This window comes from Actinomyces sp. AC-20-1 (assembly GCF_023369555.1).
Taxonomy (GTDB): Bacteria; Actinomycetota; Actinomycetes; order Actinomycetales; family Actinomycetaceae; genus Actinomyces.
In genome coordinates this window covers 77195-93333 of the sequence record NZ_JACJVC010000002.1, presented here as the reverse complement: position 1 = coordinate 93333, position 16139 = coordinate 77195, and the positions used below count along the sequence as shown (strand labels likewise).

15 protein-coding genes and 1 pseudogene are annotated in these 16139 nt (G+C 73.3%); 7 read left to right on the top strand and 9 right to left on the bottom strand.

The genetic code is table 11. The features are described 5' to 3' along the window. Positions 1–44: 44 nt before the first annotated feature. Complete coding sequence (locus tag H6X67_RS01850; RefSeq protein WP_249368638.1) at positions 45–491, bottom strand: YchJ family protein; 447 nt, start codon at positions 489–491, stop codon at positions 45–47. A 23-nt stretch (positions 492–514) separates the two neighbouring features. Then, a complete protein-coding gene (locus H6X67_RS01845) occupies positions 515–1948 on the bottom strand; it encodes a M18 family aminopeptidase (protein ID WP_249368637.1) in 1434 nt (477 codons plus the stop codon). 45 nt (positions 1949–1993) lie between these two features. Here H6X67_RS01845 and H6X67_RS01840 point away from each other — a divergent pair, with 45 nt between their 5' ends. Continuing rightward, on the top strand, positions 1994–2701 hold the full coding sequence (locus tag H6X67_RS01840) for an HAD-IA family hydrolase (protein ID WP_249368636.1): 708 nt from the start codon (positions 1994–1996) through the stop codon (positions 2699–2701). 158 nt (positions 2702–2859) lie between these two features. Beyond that, complete coding sequence (locus H6X67_RS01835) at positions 2860–3450, top strand: GtrA family protein (protein ID WP_249368635.1); 591 nt, start codon at positions 2860–2862, stop codon at positions 3448–3450. A gap of 56 nt (positions 3451–3506) precedes the next feature. On the opposite strand, the gene H6X67_RS01830 is transcribed toward H6X67_RS01835, so the two are convergent. Continuing rightward, positions 3507–4238, bottom strand: a complete 732-nt coding sequence (locus H6X67_RS01830; protein WP_249368652.1) for an aminoacyl-tRNA hydrolase — start codon at positions 4236–4238, stop codon at positions 3507–3509. A gap of 379 nt (positions 4239–4617) precedes the next feature. Here H6X67_RS01830 and H6X67_RS01825 point away from each other — a divergent pair, with 379 nt between their 5' ends. Beyond that, on the top strand, positions 4618–5937 hold the full coding sequence (locus H6X67_RS01825) for a M48 family metallopeptidase (RefSeq protein WP_249377014.1): 1320 nt from the start codon (positions 4618–4620) through the stop codon (positions 5935–5937). Positions 5938–6080: 143 nt separating this feature from the next. On the opposite strand, the gene H6X67_RS11960 is transcribed toward H6X67_RS01825, so the two are convergent. Then, positions 6081–6686: a GNAT family N-acetyltransferase gene (locus tag H6X67_RS11960; RefSeq protein ID WP_249375480.1), complete on the bottom strand. Its 606-nt coding sequence runs from the start codon at positions 6684–6686 to the stop codon at positions 6081–6083. Between the two features lie 179 nt (positions 6687–6865). Here H6X67_RS11960 and H6X67_RS01815 point away from each other — a divergent pair, with 179 nt between their 5' ends. Together H6X67_RS01815 and trpB are read left to right on the top strand one after the other, a co-directional pair. Continuing rightward, positions 6866–7867, top strand: coding sequence for a DUF368 domain-containing protein (locus tag H6X67_RS01815; RefSeq protein WP_249375482.1), 1002 nt, complete (start codon positions 6866–6868; stop codon positions 7865–7867). A 246-nt stretch (positions 7868–8113) separates the two neighbouring features. Further along, positions 8114–9442: pseudogene (gene trpB, locus H6X67_RS01810) on the top strand (tryptophan synthase subunit beta); the annotation flags it as partial. A 31-nt stretch (positions 9443–9473) separates the two neighbouring features. Here trpB and H6X67_RS01805 read toward each other — a convergent pair. From H6X67_RS01805 to H6X67_RS01790, 4 genes are all read right to left on the bottom strand, one after another. After that, positions 9474–10364 (bottom strand): N-acyl homoserine lactonase family protein, encoded by an 891-nt coding sequence (locus H6X67_RS01805; protein WP_249369224.1) that lies wholly within the window; start codon positions 10362–10364, stop codon positions 9474–9476. Positions 10365–10449: 85 nt separating this feature from the next. After that, a complete protein-coding gene (locus tag H6X67_RS01800; RefSeq protein WP_249369222.1) occupies positions 10450–10812 on the bottom strand; it encodes a type II toxin-antitoxin system VapC family toxin in 363 nt (120 codons plus the stop codon). Next, positions 10799–11065 carry a type II toxin-antitoxin system VapB family antitoxin gene (locus H6X67_RS01795; RefSeq protein ID WP_249369220.1) on the bottom strand — a complete coding sequence of 89 codons (267 nt, stop codon included), beginning with the start codon at positions 11063–11065 and terminating at the stop codon, positions 10799–10801. The genes H6X67_RS01800 and H6X67_RS01795 overlap by 14 nt, the downstream gene beginning before the upstream one ends. A 210-nt stretch (positions 11066–11275) precedes the next feature. Continuing rightward, positions 11276–12247, bottom strand: a complete 972-nt coding sequence (locus H6X67_RS01790) for a diaminopimelate dehydrogenase (RefSeq protein WP_249369218.1) — start codon at positions 12245–12247, stop codon at positions 11276–11278. A 50-nt stretch (positions 12248–12297) separates the two neighbouring features. Here H6X67_RS01790 and arfB point away from each other — a divergent pair, with 50 nt between their 5' ends. Both arfB and H6X67_RS01780 read left to right on the top strand, forming a co-directional pair. Then, positions 12298–12810: an alternative ribosome rescue aminoacyl-tRNA hydrolase ArfB gene (gene arfB / locus H6X67_RS01785; RefSeq protein ID WP_502797299.1), complete on the top strand. Its 513-nt coding sequence runs from the start codon at positions 12298–12300 to the stop codon at positions 12808–12810. Between the two features lie 92 nt (positions 12811–12902). Then, complete coding sequence (locus H6X67_RS01780) at positions 12903–14057, top strand: MFS transporter (protein WP_249369215.1); 1155 nt, start codon at positions 12903–12905, stop codon at positions 14055–14057. A 148-nt stretch (positions 14058–14205) separates the two neighbouring features. On the opposite strand, the gene H6X67_RS01775 is transcribed toward H6X67_RS01780, so the two are convergent. Next, positions 14206–16044 (bottom strand): BCCT family transporter, encoded by a 1839-nt coding sequence (locus tag H6X67_RS01775; protein ID WP_306468494.1) that lies wholly within the window; start codon positions 16042–16044, stop codon positions 14206–14208. Positions 16045–16139: the final 95 nt, after the last annotated feature.

Genomic DNA, 16139 nt, shown 5'->3' with positions numbered 1-16139 from the left:
CGGTCCCGCAGGTAGCCGGCGGCCCGCGGCCGGTCCCGCAGGGTCTACAGGTGCTCGCCGTCGACGTAGAGCCAGCGGCCGGCCCGCCGGACGAAGGTGCTGCGCTCCCTCAGCGCGTCGAGCACCGTGCCGCCGCGCCCGTCCACCGTCTCGAAGCGGGCCGTGAGCTCAACGACCGCCTCCTCGCCGTCGGCGGCCTCCTCCCCTCCCCCGACGCACTCGTGGACGGTGAGCCCCAGCCAGCGCGTGCCGGGGTGGCAGTAGGGGCCGTCCGGGCGGGTGCGCGGGTGCCAGGTGCGGAAGAGGTGGTCCTCGTCGCCGACGGCGAAGGCCGTGTAGCGCGAGCGCATGAGCGTCTCGGCCGTGGGGGTGGCGGCGCCGTCGAGCACGCTCTCGCAGCAGTCGGCGAAGACCCGTCCACTGCCGCAGGGGCAGGGGTCGGCGGGCCGGGCCCCGGCGCTGCGCACGGGCGAGCCGCCGGACGGGTGCACGGGCCCTCGGGCTCGGCGCGCGCTCACAGCCCCGCCCAGAAGGCGGCCAGCGCCTGGGCGAGCCAGGGGCCGTCGACGACGGCGCACAGCTCGCGCTGCGAGTGCATCGACAGCAGCGGCTGGCCCACATCCACCGTCGTCATCCCCAGGCGGGTCGCGGTGATCGGGCCGATGGTCGAGCCGCAGGGCACCGCGTTGGAGGACACGAAGTCCTGGTGCGGCACGCCCGCGGCGCGGCAGGCCCGCTCCCACAGGGCCGCGCCCACGGCGTCGGAGGCGTAGCGCTGGCTCGCGTTGACCTTGAGCAGGGGGCCGCCGCCGAGCACCGGGCGCACGGCCGGGTCGTGCTTGTCCGGGTAGCAGGGGTGGACGCCGTGGCCGGCGTCGGCGGACACGCACACGGAGCGAGCCATCGCCGCCTCGAAGGCCTCCCCCTCCAGGCCCATGCGGCGCGCGAGACGGCGCAGCACCACCTCGAGGAAGGGGCCGGCGGCGCCCGAGCGGGTCTCGGAGCCGACCTCCTCATGGTCGTTGGCGATGAGGACGACGGCGTCGCGCGCCGTGGCGGACTCCCACCGGGCCGTGGCGGACTCCCACCGGGCCGTGGCGCCCTCGCCGAGGCCGGCGCCGGCCGCCAGGGCCTCGAGGGCGACGAGGCTGGCCTGGACGGAGCTGAGGTTGTCCAGGCGCGAGGAGGCGAGCATCTCGCCGTGGCGGCCGATCCGCCCGGGGGCCTCCGTGGGGTAGGTGAGGACGTCGTGGGAGGCGAGCTCGGCCCTCTCGATCCCGGCGAGCTCGCACAGGTGCTGCTCGACGGCGTCGGCCTCGCCGCGCGTGGCGGCGTCCTCGGTCCCGGCCGCCTGACCGCAGAGGGACCACAGGGGCGTCAGGTGGGCCTGGCGGTCCAGGTGCAAGCCCTCGTTGACGCTGCGGTCCAGGTGCGGGGCGAGCTGGGCGACGCGCGCGAGGGGGCCGGTGCGCACGAGGTGGACGGCGCCGTCGTGGGTGACGAGCCGGCCGGCCAGGCCCAGGTCGCGGTCGAGGAAGGAGTTGAGCAGGGGGCCGCCGTAGACCTCGGCGTTGACGAGCTGGTAGCCCTCGCGGGCCAGGGCGGCGGCGGGCTTGAGCTTGAGGGCGGGCGAGTCCGTGTGGGAGCCGACGACGCGGAAGGCGGTGGCGGGGCCGGGAGCCTGCGGCAGCATCCAGGCGGCCACGGCGCCGTCGCGCAGCACGTAGCCGCGCTCGGGCAGGTCCTCACCCCAGGGGACGGTCTCGTCCACCGCGGTGAAGCCGGCGGCCTCGAGCCGGGCTGCGAGGGCGGCGGCCGCGTGGTAGCTCGAGGGTGAGGCGGTGACGAGGTCAATGAGCGAGGCGGTGTAGGCGTCGGCGTCGGTGAGGACCGTGGCCGCGCGCGCGCTGGTCGTGGCAGGGGCTCGGTCGGTGGTGTGCTCAGGCATGGCGACAGTCTCCCACCGGGCCGCCGGGCGGGGCAGGATGAGGGCATGACCGAGTCCGCCACGCCCCACTCCCCCGCGGCCGCCGAGGGCCGTCCTCCCGCACCGCCCGCCGCCAGGCCCCCGGCACCGGCTGCCATCCCGCCCGTCGGCACCGGGGCCGTTCGCGCTGTCCTGCTCGACGCCGACGGCGTGCTGCAGCTCATCGGCACCCCCTGGCGCCAGGCCCTGGCCGAGGCCGGGGGGCCGGAGTTCGCCGACTGCCTGCTCACCGAGGAGCACCCGGCCCTCGAGGGGCGCGAGAGACTGGCCGACCTGCTGGACCGGCTGGTGGAGCGCCTGGGCCTGGAGGTCGGCACCGACGACCTCATGCGCGTGTGGCGGCGGGCGACGCCGGACCCGGCCGCCCGCCAGCTGGTGGCCGACCTCAGGGCGGCCGGCTACCTCACGGTCCTGGCGACGAACCAGCACGAGGAGCGGATGGGGTGGATGCGCTCGCAGCTGCGCTACGACGGGCTGTGCGATCTCGACGCCTACTCCTGCACGCTCGGGGTCGCCAAGCCGGACCCGCGCTACTTCGAGACCGTCCTGCGCCTGGCCGGGGTGAGCGCCCACGAGGCCCTGTTCGTGGACGACAGCGCCGAGAACATCGCCTCGGCCCGGGGCGTGGGGCTGCGGGTCCTGCACCACCCGGTGGACGCCGGCGGCCAGGTGCTGCGCCGGGGCGTCGTCGAGGCGCTGTCGCGGCCCTCCTGACGGGCGCCCGCCGCTGGCGGGAGGGACCCTTGTCCTTCTCAGGGAGGACCCGGGTGCGCCCCTGATCTCATCCTGGTGGGCTTGCCCCACCGGCCGGGGCAGGGAAGACTCCGTGTCAGGTAGCGCTCAACCGGTGAGTGCCACAGGAGGAGGACGCGATGTCGGTAGCGGCGCGGACGGCGACCAGCGCGGTGCGCGACCGGATCCAGGACCGTCTCGACGTCCTCAACGACCCCTCGCGCCGTGCCCCGCACGCCTTCCTCAAGGTCATCTCCCGCATCCACCGGGTCCTGCCCCGGCGCCTGCGCGCGCTCGTGCCCGTGACCTTCATCGGCTACGCCCTCATCAACGGCTCGGCCTTCGTCATCGACATCTGCCTGCTGTGGGTGATGTACGAGCGGATGCACGTGTTCTACCCGCTGGCAGTGACCCTCGGCTACCTCGTGGCCGGCGCCTACTCGCTGGTGCTCAACCGGTGGCTCAACTTCCAGTCGCACGGCTCACTGTCCGCGCAGGGCGGCCGCTACGTCGTCGGGCTCGTGAGCCAGTACGTCATCTTCATCCTGGGGCTGTCGAGCGTCCTGCACCTGGCCGGTGTCAACGCCGAGCTCGCGCGCGTCATCTCAGCGTGCTGCGAGGGCCTGTACCTCTACACGCTCATGCGCCTGTGGGTCTTCCGGGGCACGCCCGAGCCGGTGGAGGACGAGGAGGAGGCCGTCGCGCTCGGCTCCTCCGCCGTCGCCGCCTGACCGCCGCCGCCCGAGGCGGCGGGTCCCCGGCCCACCGCAGCCGGCTGGGCCCGGCGTCACCAGAAGGCGCGGGTCGTCTCCGTGGGCCCTCCGAGCTCGGTGAGTCCCGCGTCCACGACCGAGACGGGCCGGGGCGTGGAGTCCCACGCCCCGCGCTCGGGCCAGATGACGCGCACGCGGTAGCCGTCCTCGGCCCAGGCGCTGCGCAGGGCCGGGGGCATGTGAGGGCTCTGCCAGGCCAGCTGGGCGGCGTGGGCGACCTGGGCGCAGAGCTTGCCGGAGGTCATCTCGTGCAGCGGGGTCACCTCGATGGTGACGAGGGCGCCCTGGGACGTCGAGGCGCTGCCCAGGGCGAGCAGGTCGGCGGCGTTCCGGCCTGTGGTCCCGGCCCGGTGGACGGCGGCGGTCACCGCTGCGGGCGGCGGCGGAAGCTCGTCACCGTGGGGGAAGTGCGTGCCCTCGACCTGCGTCTTGGCCAGGGCCGCGGGCAGGGGGCGGACAGGAGCCGGGACGAGGGCGCGGGCCGCTGCGGGCGCCCAGCCCAGGGGCCCGTCCTGGGTGACGGTGGCGCCCGGCAGGGACTGGACCTCGTCCCAGCGCCGGCCCCGGGCGCGGCGCACGAGCTTGCGGATGCGCCCGTCGCGCCAGTAGCGCACCGCCTCGTGCCAGGGCCCGCCGGGGGCGGCCTCGGGTGAGGCGAGGAGGGCGACGACGGCGCGCGCGGTGGCCTCGGCGACGTCGACGCGGCGCGAGGGGTGGACCTTGTCGTAGCGGACGGTGACCTGCATGCCCCACTCGGTGCCGGGGGCGACCTCGGCGCCGGGGCTCAGTGGGGAGACCGGCGGGGCGGGAGCCGCGGGTGCGGCGGGGGCGGCGGGTCCTGGCTGCGGGTCTCTCACGCGCAGACCCTAGCGTCCTGCCCGGCACGCACCCATCCCTCACCCTCGCCTTCGCCCTCACTCACGAGCTCGAGCCTTAGGTGCCGAGGTCGATGCCCTAGTCCTCGAGCTCGGCGCCTCAACCTCGAGCTCGGCGTCGGCGGGGAGAGAGGAGACGACGGCCACACGCACCCACCCCTCCCTCCTTCCGCAGGAGGACGACGCCGCCGGCCGCAGATCATCCCCACGGCCCAGCCGGTGGACGGGTGCGGACCCTTAGCGTGGGCGCATGACCGATCACGACTCCGCTCAGACCCCTGGGTCCGAGGCCCGCCCCTCCCCCGCCGGCCCCTTCGCGGGCCCCTCGCCCGTCCCCGGGCCGGCTCCGGCGGCGCCCGTCGCGCCTCCAGGCGTCCCGGCCCCCGAGGCGGCGCCGCCGACCCTCGCCAACGGCGCCACCGTGCACGGGCTGTGGGGCATCAAGCCGCTGCGCCACCCCGCCGAGCTCCCCCTGATGTGGACGAGCGTCATCCTCAGCGGGCTGGGCCTGGTCCTGTGGGCCGCGCTGTGCGGGTGGCTCCTCGCGGTCCCGGACCCGACCGGCTGGCCGGCGGACGTGCGTGAGTTCTTCGTCGGGGACACCGCCTCCGCCGGCGCGCAGTTCCTGCTCGTCGTGCCCCTCATCCCCGTCATCGTGTGGGTCGTGCGCGCCCTGCTCTACGCCGAGCAGCGCTCCCGCGCCGTCCAGATGAGCCCCACCCAGTTCCCCGAGGGCTACCGCATGGTGGTCGAGGCGGCCCGGCACTTCGGCCTGCGCCGGGTCCCGGACGCCTACGTCGTGCTCGGCAACGGCAGCATCAACGCCTTCGCCTCGGGCCACGGCTTCAGGCGCTTCATCGTCGTCCACTCGGACCTGTTCGAGGTCGGCGGCCGGGCCCGCGACCCCGAGGCGCTGCGCTTCGTCATCGGCCACGAGGTCGGCCACCTCGCGGCCGGGCACGTCTCCTGGTTCCGCATCGTCGCGACGATGCTGGCCTCCAACATCCCGCTGCTCAGCCAGGCGCTGTCGCGCGCCCAGGAGTACACGGCGGACAACCACGGCTACTCGGTGGCGCCGCAGGGCGTGCCCGGCGCGATCGGCCTGCTGGCCGGCGGCAAGTACCTGGGAGCGCAGGTCAACCTGCACGCGATGGCGGACCGGGCCACGCGCGAGAAGGGCCTGTGGCTGCACCTGGTCGTGTGGGCCTCCTCCCACCCGGTGCACACGTGGCGCGCGCACGCGCTGCGCGACCGCCGCGCCCCCGGCCGGATCATGCTGCGGCCGAAGGAGTCGACGGCGTGGTTCGCGCCGACGACGCCCACGGGCTCGTCCGCCTCCACGGGCTGGCCGACGCCGGGCCAGGCCCTGGCCGTGCTGGACGCCTTCGGGCCGCGCACGGGCGAGGAGCAGTTCGGCCGCTACCCGGGCGTGGAGTACACGGTGCCGCGCGACACCCTCAGGCTCGCGGACCCGACGCCGGTGCCGATGTCGCCGCCTACCCAGCCACCCGCGTCGGCGCCCAACCAGCCGCCCACGTCAGCGCCTACCCAGCCGCCCGCCCAGCCCTGACCCGGCACGCCTCTCCCCACCACCCCCACCGCGAGTTCGAGGGTTATGCACCGAGTTCGAGGGCTGAAGGCTCGAACTCGGTGCATAACCCTCGAACTCGTGCAGGACGCAGGGGGTGCAGGACTCAGGGGGAGGGCGCCGGCTCAGCCGGGGCAGACGACGGCGAGCACCACACCGCCGTCGGGCATCTCCATACCCGCGAAGGTCCGCCTCTCCTCGACCTTCTGGAAGCCGACGGACAGGTGCATGGCGAGTGCCGCGTGGTGGGTGGCGTCCACGAAGGTCTGGAGCACAGCCCCCGGCTGGAGGGCGCCGACCTGGCGCACGAGCTCGGCCAGCACGGCCCGCCCGATGCCCCCGCGCCTGACATCGGGGTCGATGACCAGGCCGGTGACCATCCAGCCGTCCTCGGCGAACATGCCCTCGGGCAGGAAGAAGGCGCCGGAGAGCGCGACCGGGACCGCCAGGGCCTCGGCGTCCTCGGCGCTGACGCCGTCGGGCGTGAGGGTCGCGATGACGAGCGCCGGCAGGTTCTCGATCATGGCCGGCGCCTGCTGCCTCGCCCTGTCCACGCTCGTGCCCGCGCGCAGGCACAGCAGGCGGGCGACGCGGGCGGCGTCCTCGGGCCGGGCGGCGCGCACCGTGAGCAGGCCGCGCGGGCCCTCGGGGACCCGGGCAGCGGGGGCACCGCCGCGGGCGTCGATGTCGAGGGTGCCGCGGGGGTCTCGGTCGGGCTCGTTGCTGGTCACGGGGCCACTGTCCGCCGTCGGCGCCGGGCACGGCAAACCCGGACGGAGACGAGCGGGTCCGCCGCCCCGGCCACCCCGCAGCCCCGACCGCGACGCGTCTCACGCCTCACGCGCATGACGCCCACAGGATCAGCCCTTACCGTCGTCGCAGGACAGCGCCCGAGCCCGAGGAGACCCGCATGACGCCCACCGCCCCCGGTACCCCCACCCCGCGCCGGCGCACCAGCGTCCTGGGCAACGTCGTGCGCGGCGCCCTCATCGGCACGGTGGAGACCGTCCCCGGCGTCTCCGGCGGCACAGTCGCCCTCGTCGTCGGCATCTACCACGAGCTCATCGGCTCCGCCTCCGCGCTCATCTCCGCCGTCAAGGCGCTCGTCACCGGCCCGGACCGGGTCGCCGGCGCCCGCGCCTGCCTGGCCGAGGTGCAGTGGCGCGTGCTCCTGCCCGTCATGGCCGGGATGGCGGTGGCGGTCCTCACCGTCGCCGGGCCCATGGCCGACGCCGTCGAGCACCACCCCACGCTCATGCGCGGCCTCTTCCTGGGCATGGTGCTCGCCTCCGTGGCCGTGCCGGTACGCATGATCACCGCCTCCATCGGGGCCGTGCCCCTGGGGTCGCGCACCCGCCGCCAGCGCCCGCTGCGACTGCTCGCCGTCGGCGTCCTCGCAGCGGTCCTCACCTACCTGCTCGTGTCGCTGGAGCCCACGAGGCTCACACCTCACCCCCTCGTCGTCGTCGCAGCGGCCGCCATCGCCGTCTCCGCCCTCGTCCTGCCGGGCCTGTCGGGCTCCTTCCTGCTGCTCACGCTGGGCCTGTACCAGCCGACGCTGCGCGCCGTGGACACCCTCGACCTGGGCTACCTCGGCCTCTTCGCGGCGGGGGCCCTCGTCGGGCTGGCCGTCGTAGTCAAGGCCCTGCAGGTGCTGCTGGCCCGCTACGAGGCGATGACCCTGGCGGCGCTGGCGGGGCTCATGGTGGGGGGCCTGAGGGCGCTGTGGCCGTGGCAGTCCGACTCCGGCACCCTCCTCGCGCCGGGAGCGCAGCTCGGGGCCGTGGTGGGCCTGGGGATGGTGGGCTTCGCGGTGGTGCTGGGGCTCGTCGTCGTCGACGAGATGGTGACGCGACGCGGCGCCGCGCAGCAGGTGCGTGACGAGATCGCACAGACCCTGGCCACCGGTTGAGCGCGCCTTGCCCGCCGTGCCACCGGCCCCTAGCATCACCTAGCACCACTGAGGTGCGAGGAGCGGTGGTGGCGCGCCCGACGGCGCCCGCCGCCTCACCGTGCACCGACCACCCGGCTCGCCCCTCACCCGAGGCTGCGGGCCGGTCGCGCGTCCGGCGGACCCCGCGTCGTCGGGACCCATGACCGAGAAGGACCACCCATGACCAGCGACCAGACCCCCGCGATCCAGACCCGCGACACCCTCATCCCGGCCTTCTTCGGCGAGTTCGGCGGGCAGTACGTGCCCGACCGGCTCCTTCCCGTGCTCGACGAGCTGGAGAGGGCCTACGTCGAGGCCGTCGCCGACCCCGCCTTCCTCGCCGAGCTCGACCGCCTCCAGCGCGAGTACCTGGGCCGCCCGACCCCCATCACCGAGTGCGCCAACCTGCCCCTTGAGGGCCACGGGCGCGGCAGGGCCCGCATCTTCCTCAAGCGCGAGGACCTGGCCCACGGCGGCGCGCACAAGGGCAACCAGGTGCTCGCGCAGGCCCTGCTCGCCAAGCGCCTGGGCAAGACGCGTCTCATCGCCGAGACGGGCGCCGGCCAGCACGGGACGGCGACCGCCATGGTGGCCGCGCTCATGGGCATGGAGTGCACGATCTACATGGGGGCGACGGACGTGGCCCGCCAGCAGCCGAACGTGCGCCGCATGCGCCTCATGGGCGCGAAGGTCGTGCCGGTGACCAATGACGAGGGCGGCTCGATGTCCAACGCGATCGACATCGCGCTGGGCGACTGGGTGGAGAACCTGTCGACGACGCACTACCTGCTGGGCTCGGCCTGCGGCCCCCACCCCTTCCCGACGCTCGTCAAGGAGTTCCAGTCGGTCATCTCCCGCGAGACGCGCGAGCAGATGCTTCAGCGCACGGGCCGTCTGCCGGACTACGTGGTCGCCGCGGTCGGTGGCGGCTCCAACGCGATCGGCGCCTTCGCCGAGTACCTCAAGGACGAGCCGGGCAACGCCGACGTGCGCCTCATCGGCGTGGAGCCGGCCGGTGAGGGGCTGGACACGCACCGTCACGGCGCCCCGCTCAACCGCGGTGAGATCGGCATCCTGCACGGCTCGCGCTCCTACGTGCTGCGCTCGAGCGACGGCAACGTCGGCGAGTCCTTCTCCGTGTCCGCGGGCCTGGACTACCCGGGGGTGGGGGCTGAGCACGCGTGGCTCATGCAGACGGGCCGGGCCGAGTACCTGGGGATCGACGACAACGAGGCTCTGCAGGCCTTCCGTGTGCTCAGCCGCTACGAGGGGATCATCCCGGCGCTGGAGTCCTCGCACGCGCTGGCGCAGGCGCTGAAGATGGCGGAGGAGCTGGAGGCCGAGGGCTACGAGGGAGAGCCGGTGAGCATCCTCGTCAACCTGTCGGGCCGTGGGGACAAGGACATGGAGTACGTGCAGAACGTGCTCGGAGACCTGCTGTTCGAGGACCCGGTGGCGGTGCCCACGCGCGGGCTCAAGATCTCCGAGATCCTCAGGATGATGACGGCCGAGTCCAACGCCCGTGAGGCGGGTCGAACGGTCGCGCACCACTGAGCGCGGCTGGGCGCGGTGCCCGGCGCCGGGGTCAGAACACCCGGGCGCCGGGCCTCACCTCGGGGTCGTGGTTGGCCATGAGGCCGAGGCAGCGCGGGTCGGACTCGACGGCCCGCACCCAGGCGAGCGAGTGCTCGGCGAGCCCCGCGTCGACGACGACTCCGGGCCGCAGGCCCTCGTCAAAGGATGGGCGCCCATAGCCGACGTCGGAGGTCAGCAGGTGGAAGGCTCGTGGGTCCTCACGCCCCGGAGCGTCGACGCCGCCGACCCAGCCGGCGCGCTCGGCGTCGTCGCCCTCGGTGGTCACGTCACCGCGCACGAGCGTCGCGCACAGTCCCCAGGCGTGGCCGGGGACGTGGACCATGACGAGGTCGCCGTCACCGAAGACGTCCCAGCCCGCGCCGAAGGGACCGACCTGCGTGTCCCAGAGGAACGTGCCGACGTCGACGCCCTTCCACTCGTGGGGCAGGTAGCGAAGCCGGTCCCGGCTCGCTGCGCTCAGCTCGGGCGCGGAGACGAGGACCCTCGGGGCACCGGCGAGGTGGCGCAGGCCGTCGGCGTGGTCGCAGTGCAGGTGGGACAGGAGGACGAGGTCCAGGTCCTGCGGGCGCAGCCCACGCTCCTCGAGCTGCTCGTGGATGGCCTCGCCGTCGGGCAGGACCGCCTTGTTGACGGGGTACTGCTGGCGCAGGTTGGCAACCTGCCAGGCCCGGTCCCGGTTGCCCGCGTGCCAGCCGGAGTCGATGAGGGTCAGGCCGTGCCGGTTCTCGATGAGGTAGCAGGAGACCGGCGCCTCGATGAGGTGGCGGCGTGAGCGGCCCGCATGGGTCCAGGCGAGCGGGCGGTCGGTGGCGCGGTGGTACGGCAGGGCCTCGTCGACGACGACGGTTCCGGTGCGCAGGACAGTGAGTGAGGTCGACATGGGTAGAGCATAGGTGCGGATGAAGCTCGACAGGCCATCCCGGGGCGTGCCCCGACGAGGGCGAGGTCCTGTGGCAACAGCCGCTTCACCGCCAGGCGACGCCGAGGTCATCCGCCGCGGCGGCGAGGCGCATGTCCCGGGTCCACAGCATCGCGCCATCCACAGCGAGAACAGCAGCCAGGAGGTGGACATCGACCGCGGACAGGCCCTGCCCCCAGAGCCGGCGGGACTCGATGAGCCACTGCGCTTCGGCGTCACGGACCCGTCGGAAGGCTCCGCAACCGCTGCAAAGCACAAGGACCTCCGCGCGACGGGAGAGGGCCCCCACGGCCAGCCCGGTCAGGACGAGCCCGTGGGTGCAGGCCTCGTCCTGCTCAAGGAGCTCCTGCAGCCTGGGATCTGCCGAGCGGAGGTGATCGATCCAGATGCTCGTGTCAACGAGGATCATGCACCTCGCGTCGACGTCGTCCCGCCTGAGCCACGGGATCGGTTCCCCCGAGCCGCGTCAGGCGGCGCGCGCTCTCCACGCGAACGAGAGTCTCAACGGCCTCGCGCACGAGTGCGGAGCGCTCGTGGATGCCGGTGAGCTCGACAGCCCGTTCGAGGAGGTCGTCGTCAATGGTGATCGTCGTGCGCACAGCCGCCTCCTGCATCAGGTTCGACATCTCACGATGGCCTTCCTCATGCACAGCGGCAAGCATGAGCGGCAGATCCTGCCCCGAGCCTGTGGACAGCCGCGGCTCTCCACAGGCCTCACCGCCCTGAGTCAGTGCGCAGCCGCCGCCAATGTCACGCATCCCTGGTCAGAGACTCCGGTCTCTCAGCAGACCCGCGGGATTCCGCGGTTTCTGGGACACCCGGAGAGCCCAGGGCGGGCTCTGACTAGGGATGCGTGACAGGCGTCCGCCGCCTCACAGGTAGCTGGCGCGCAGCTCCTCCGGGCTCCGGGGGGACAGGTCCGCGAGGGTGACGTCGAAGACGGTGCGCGCACCGGTCTCGCCGCGCCCAGCCATCCGCGCCACGGCTCGGGCGACGGCCACGAGCACGGCACCGGTGAACTCGGGGTTGGAGTCCAGCGCCAGCTCGAAGCCGATGGTCTCGTGCACGCCGTCGGAGGTGGCGCCGCGACGAATGACCTGACCCCCGTGCGGGATGCCGGCGTGCTCGGCGGCCAGCTCCTCGGCGGTGACGAAGGTGACGGTCGTGTCGTAGTCCGCGAAGTAGTTCGGCATCGCCTTGATCTCTGCCTCGATGGCGGCCAGGTCCGCCCCCTCGGCGGCCACGACGTAGCAGTCGCGCGTGTGCTTGTCGCGGGTGGTGAGGCCCGCGGCGGAGCCGGACCTGGCCCGCTCGACCGCCGCCGGGACCGGCAGCGTGTACTGCTTGGCGTCGAGCACGCCGTCGATGCGCCGCAGGGCGTCGGAGTGGCCCTGGGAGACGCCGGGCCCCCAGAAGGTGGTGGTCTCGCCGTCGGGCAGGACGGCCTCGCCGAGCACCCGCAGCATGGAGAACAGGCCCGGGTCCCAGCCGGCGGAGACGAGGGTGAGGTGGCCGGCCGCCCTCGCGGCGGCGTCGACGGCGGCGAAGTGCTCGGGGATGCGCGCGTGGGTGTCGAAGGAGTCGACCGTGTGGAACAAGGCGGTGGCGGCAGGGGTCTGCTCGATGAGGTCGGTGGCGGAACCACCGCAGTTGACGCAGACATCCACCTTGCCGACCCACTCGGCGGCGTCGTCGAGGTGGGCGACGGGCGCCCCGAGGGTGGTGACGCTGGCGGGGTCGCGCCGGGTGAGGACGACGGCAACCTCCATGTCCTCGGTCTTGCTCACGGCCTGCTCAACGCCGCGTCCGAGGTTCCCGTAGCCGTTGATAGCAACCCTGATCATTGTGGGCCTCCTGGTAGACGTTCCGAATCGGCCGTCAGTCTTCCACCCGGATGTTTCCTTCAGGTCATGCGTCTCACCGGCACGAGCACGACGACACGGGCCAGACTGTCGCCATGGACGACCTGCGCATCAGCCCCGGCCCGGGCTGCCCGAAGGGGCTGACGGTCCCGGCGGGCGAGCTGGTCGAGACCTTCTCCCACTCGGGCGGGCCGGGAGGCCAGGGCGTCAACACCTCCGACTCACGGGTCCAGCTGAGCCTGGACGTGGCGACGACGTCGGCCCTGGACGAGCACCAGCGCGAGCGCGCCCTGACGCACCTCGCCCGGCACGCGCCCGGCTACCTGACGGGGACGGTCCTGACGGTCACGGCCTCGCAGCAGCGCTCGCAGCGCCAGAACCGCAAGGCGGCCCGCGAGCGCCTGGCGGGCCTGCTGCGGGCGGCGCTCGCCCCCGCCCAGGTGCGGCGGGCGACGAGGCCGACGCACACCTCCCAGTGCCGTCGGCTGGCGGCGAAGAAGCGGCGCAGCGAGATCAAGGCGGGCAGGCGGCGGCCGCCCGGGTGACTGACCTCGCACCACGGGCCACGCCCCAGCAATCTAGCAACCACTCGGTTAGCATCGACCTGCCCCTGACCCACGCACCCGGAGACGCCGTCGTGTACGCACTTCTGCTCGCGATCATCTACCTCGCCTTCGTCAGCCTCGGCCTGCCCGACTCCCTCGTCGGCTCCGGCTGGCCCGTCATGCACGAGGACCTGTCGGTGCCGACCTCCTTCGCGGGCATCGTCACCTTCATCATCGCCCTGGGCACGATCGTCTCCTCCCTCAGCTCCGACAGGCTCACGCGGCGCTTCGGCGTCGGCCTCGTCACGGCCGTGAGCGTCGCCATGACGGCCCTGGCCCTCCTCGGCTTCTCCACCGCCACCCAGTTCTGGATGCTGCTGCTGTGGGCCGTCCCCTACGGGCTCGGTGCGGGCGCCGTCGACGCCGCCCTCAACAACTACGTGGCCCTGTACTACAACGCCCGCCACATGAACTGGCTGCACTCCTTCTGGGGCGTGGGCGCCTCCATCAGCCCCTTCATCATGAGCCTGGCCCTGGCGACGGACGGCGGCTGGCCCTCCGCCTACTCGGGCGTGGGCTGGATCCAGGCCGTGCTCGCGGCCTTCCTCCTCGCCACGCTGCCGATGTGGCGCCGGGTCGCCACCGCCCACACCGCGGCGGACGACGCGCCCGAGGCCCAGGCGGTCCCGCTCGTCCGGTCCCTGCGCATCCCGGGCGTGCCCTATGTGCTGCTGGCCTTCTTCGCCTACTGCGCCATGGAGGCGACGGCGATGCTGTGGGGCGCCACCTACTTCGTCAACGACCGGGGCTTCGACCCGACGCTGGCGGCCCGCTTCGGCGCCTTCTACATCCTGGGGCTCACGGCAGGGCGCTTCCTCGCGGGCTTCGTCGCCGACCGTCTGGGAGACCGGGCGCTCATCCGCCTCGGCTTCTGCCTGGCGGTCATCGGCTCGCTCGTGCTCGCGCTGCCGCTGGGCGGCGTGTCCTTCGCGGGGCTCATCCTCGCGGGCGTGGGCTCGGCCCCGATCTACCCGGCGATCATCCACTCGACGCCGGACAACTTCGGGCGCGAGAACTCGCAGGCGATCGTCGGCATCCAGATGGCGGCCGCCTACACGGGGGCGACGCTCATGCCTCCGCTGTTCGGCTTCCTGTCCTCAGCGACGGGCCTGTGGATCTTCCCCGTGTACCTCATGGGGCTGGGGGTCCTGGGGCTGGTGATGTCCGAGAGGCTCAGCCGCCGGTAGGCGCACCGGCTGGTGTCACGATCCAGGCCATTCCTCCCCGACCGGCGGCCGCGGCGCCGCACAGCGAGCCACTTCTCATTGAGATGACGCGGTCCTGCCCCAGGGCCGGACTGGTGCCCCTGCGGCAATGGCCTGGATCGTGACAGGCTCAGCGCCTCTCGGGGCGCAGGGCCCGTCCCGGGTGCCGCAGCTGCGCGCGCCGGGCGCGGCGCTCACGCGCCTCGCGGTGCAGGCGCCGCTCACGCGCCATGCGCTGCTGGAAGCGCTGGTTCTCCCGGTACTCCAGGTAGATGACGTCCTCGCGCAGCCCCTTGACGAGGGAGAGCATGAGTCCGATGAGGACAAGCAGGAAGGGGCTCGCCGCGATGATCGTGACGTCCTGGAGGTTGCCGAGCGCGCCGTCGGAGCCGGACAGCAGCAGCGTCAGGCCGATGGCGGCCGTCGCCACGCCCCAGGCAGCGGACACCCAGGGGCTGGCGTCGGGGCTCCCGCCCTGGCTCATGGAGCCCATGACGGTGGAGGCGGAGTCCGCGGAGGTGATGAAGAAGGTCGCCAGCAGGATCATGGCGACGACGCCCGCGGCCGCACCTCCCGGCAGGGTGTGCAGGAGGTTGAACAGCTGGGCCTCGGCGGAGCCGTCGCCCCAGATCGACTGGCTCGCGCGCTCCAGGGTGATGGCCGTGCCGCCGAAGATCGCGAACCACACGACGCTGACGCCCGCGGGCACGAAGAGGATGGTCACGCAGAACTCACGGATGGTGCGTCCGCGCGAGATGCGGGCGAGGAACATGCCGACGAAGGGGCTCCAGGAGGTCCACCAGGCCCAGTAGAAGATGGTCCAGCCGCCCAGCCAGTCGCCGGCGGTGGCGTCGGCGGACTCGGCGGTGCGCCCGGCCATCTCGAAGAACTGGGACAGGTAGGTGCCGATCGAGCTCGGGATGAGGTTGAGGATGGAGACGGTCGGGCCGAGGACGAACACGAAGACCGCCAGCAGGGCAGCCAGGATCATGTTCGCGTTGGACAGGTACTGGATGCCCTTGCCCACGCCGCTGATCGCGGACAGCAGGAAGCACAGGGTCAGGACGAGGACGATGCCCAGGACCACCTGGGAGCTGGGGTCGCGGACGAGCCCGGAGGCCTGCAGGCCCGCCCGGATCTGGATGGCGCCGACGCCGAGTGAGCAGGCGGTGCCGAAGACGGTGGCGACGATAGAGGAGACGTCGATGGCCTTGCCGAGCCAGCCCTGGGCGAGGCGCTCGCCGATGAGGGGCACGAAGGCCTGGGAGAGGAGCTGGCTGCGTCCGACCCTGAAGGTGGAGTAGGCGATGGCCAGCCCCACGACGGCGTAGATGGCCCACGGGTGCAGGGTCCAGTGGAACATGGACTGGGCCATGGCGGTGCCGACCTCGCGGGGGCTGTGCCCGGGCACGCCGTCGCGGTAGTAGGTCAGCGGCTCGGTGGCCCCGTAGAACATGAGGCCGATGCCCATGCCGGCGGCGAACATCATGGCGATCCACGAGGAGGTGCGGAACTCGGGTGCCTCGTCGGAGGCGCCGAGCCTGATGGTGCCGAACTTGGAGAAGGCGACGAAGACGATGAAGGCGACGAAGACGGTGCCGAAGAGGATGAAGGCCCAGCCGAAGTTGTCCAGCAGGCCGGTCAGGGCGGTGGAGGCCAGGTGCGCGAAGGTGCCGGGTGAGGCCAGGCCCCAGGCGACGACGGCGAGCGCGATGAGTCCTGCGGGAGCGGCGACGGCCCAGTCGATGCGGGCGGGGGTGTCCTCCTCGTCGGCTGCGGCGGGAGGCTCGGGCTGCTCGGTGGCTGCGGTGCCAGTAGCGGTGGCGACAAGGAGGTCGGCGAGCTCGCTCGCGGCGCTCGGGGTGGCGTCGGGAGCCTCAGCGCCCGACGCGGACGGCTCTGGCCGTGGCTCCTGGCCTGCGAGGGTGGTGGGGTGGGTGGTCTGGTCCGGGCTGTGGGCCTCGGTCATGCATGCCTCTCGACGGCGTTCAGCCCGGGGACTGGCGTGAGGCGTCCTGCTCTCGGCCGCCGTCCGATCGCCATGTGAACAAGGGGCGAGCCGGG

Bases quoted from the DNA above. Each gene is read 5' to 3' on its own strand.
- H6X67_RS01845 (WP_249368637.1), bottom strand. From the start codon at position 1,948: ATGCCTGAGCACACCACCGACCGAGCCCCTGCCACGACCAGCGCGCGC.
- H6X67_RS01840 (WP_249368636.1), top strand. From the start codon at position 1,994: ATGACCGAGTCCGCCACGCCCCACTCCCCCGCGGCCGCCGAGGGCCGT.
- H6X67_RS01835 (WP_249368635.1), top strand. From the start codon at position 2,860: ATGTCGGTAGCGGCGCGGACGGCGACCAGCGCGGTGCGCGACCGGATC.
- H6X67_RS01830 (WP_249368652.1), bottom strand. From the start codon at position 4,238: ATGCAGGTCACCGTCCGCTACGACAAGGTCCACCCCTCGCGCCGCGTC.
- H6X67_RS01825 (WP_249377014.1), top strand. From the start codon at position 4,618: ATGACCGATCACGACTCCGCTCAGACCCCTGGGTCCGAGGCCCGCCCC.
- H6X67_RS01815 (WP_249375482.1), top strand. From the start codon at position 6,866: ATGACGCCCACCGCCCCCGGTACCCCCACCCCGCGCCGGCGCACCAGC.
- H6X67_RS01805 (WP_249369224.1), bottom strand. From the start codon at position 10,364: ATGTCGACCTCACTCACTGTCCTGCGCACCGGAACCGTCGTCGTCGAC.
- H6X67_RS01800 (WP_249369222.1), bottom strand. From the start codon at position 10,812: ATGATCCTCGTTGACACGAGCATCTGGATCGATCACCTCCGCTCGGCA.
- H6X67_RS01795 (WP_249369220.1), bottom strand. From the start codon at position 11,065: ATGCTTGCCGCTGTGCATGAGGAAGGCCATCGTGAGATGTCGAACCTG.
- H6X67_RS01790 (WP_249369218.1), bottom strand. From the start codon at position 12,247: ATGATCAGGGTTGCTATCAACGGCTACGGGAACCTCGGACGCGGCGTT.
- arfB (WP_502797299.1), top strand. From the start codon at position 12,298: ATGTTTCCTTCAGGTCATGCGTCTCACCGGCACGAGCACGACGACACG.
- H6X67_RS01775 (WP_306468494.1), bottom strand. From the start codon at position 16,044: ATGACCGAGGCCCACAGCCCGGACCAGACCACCCACCCCACCACCCTC.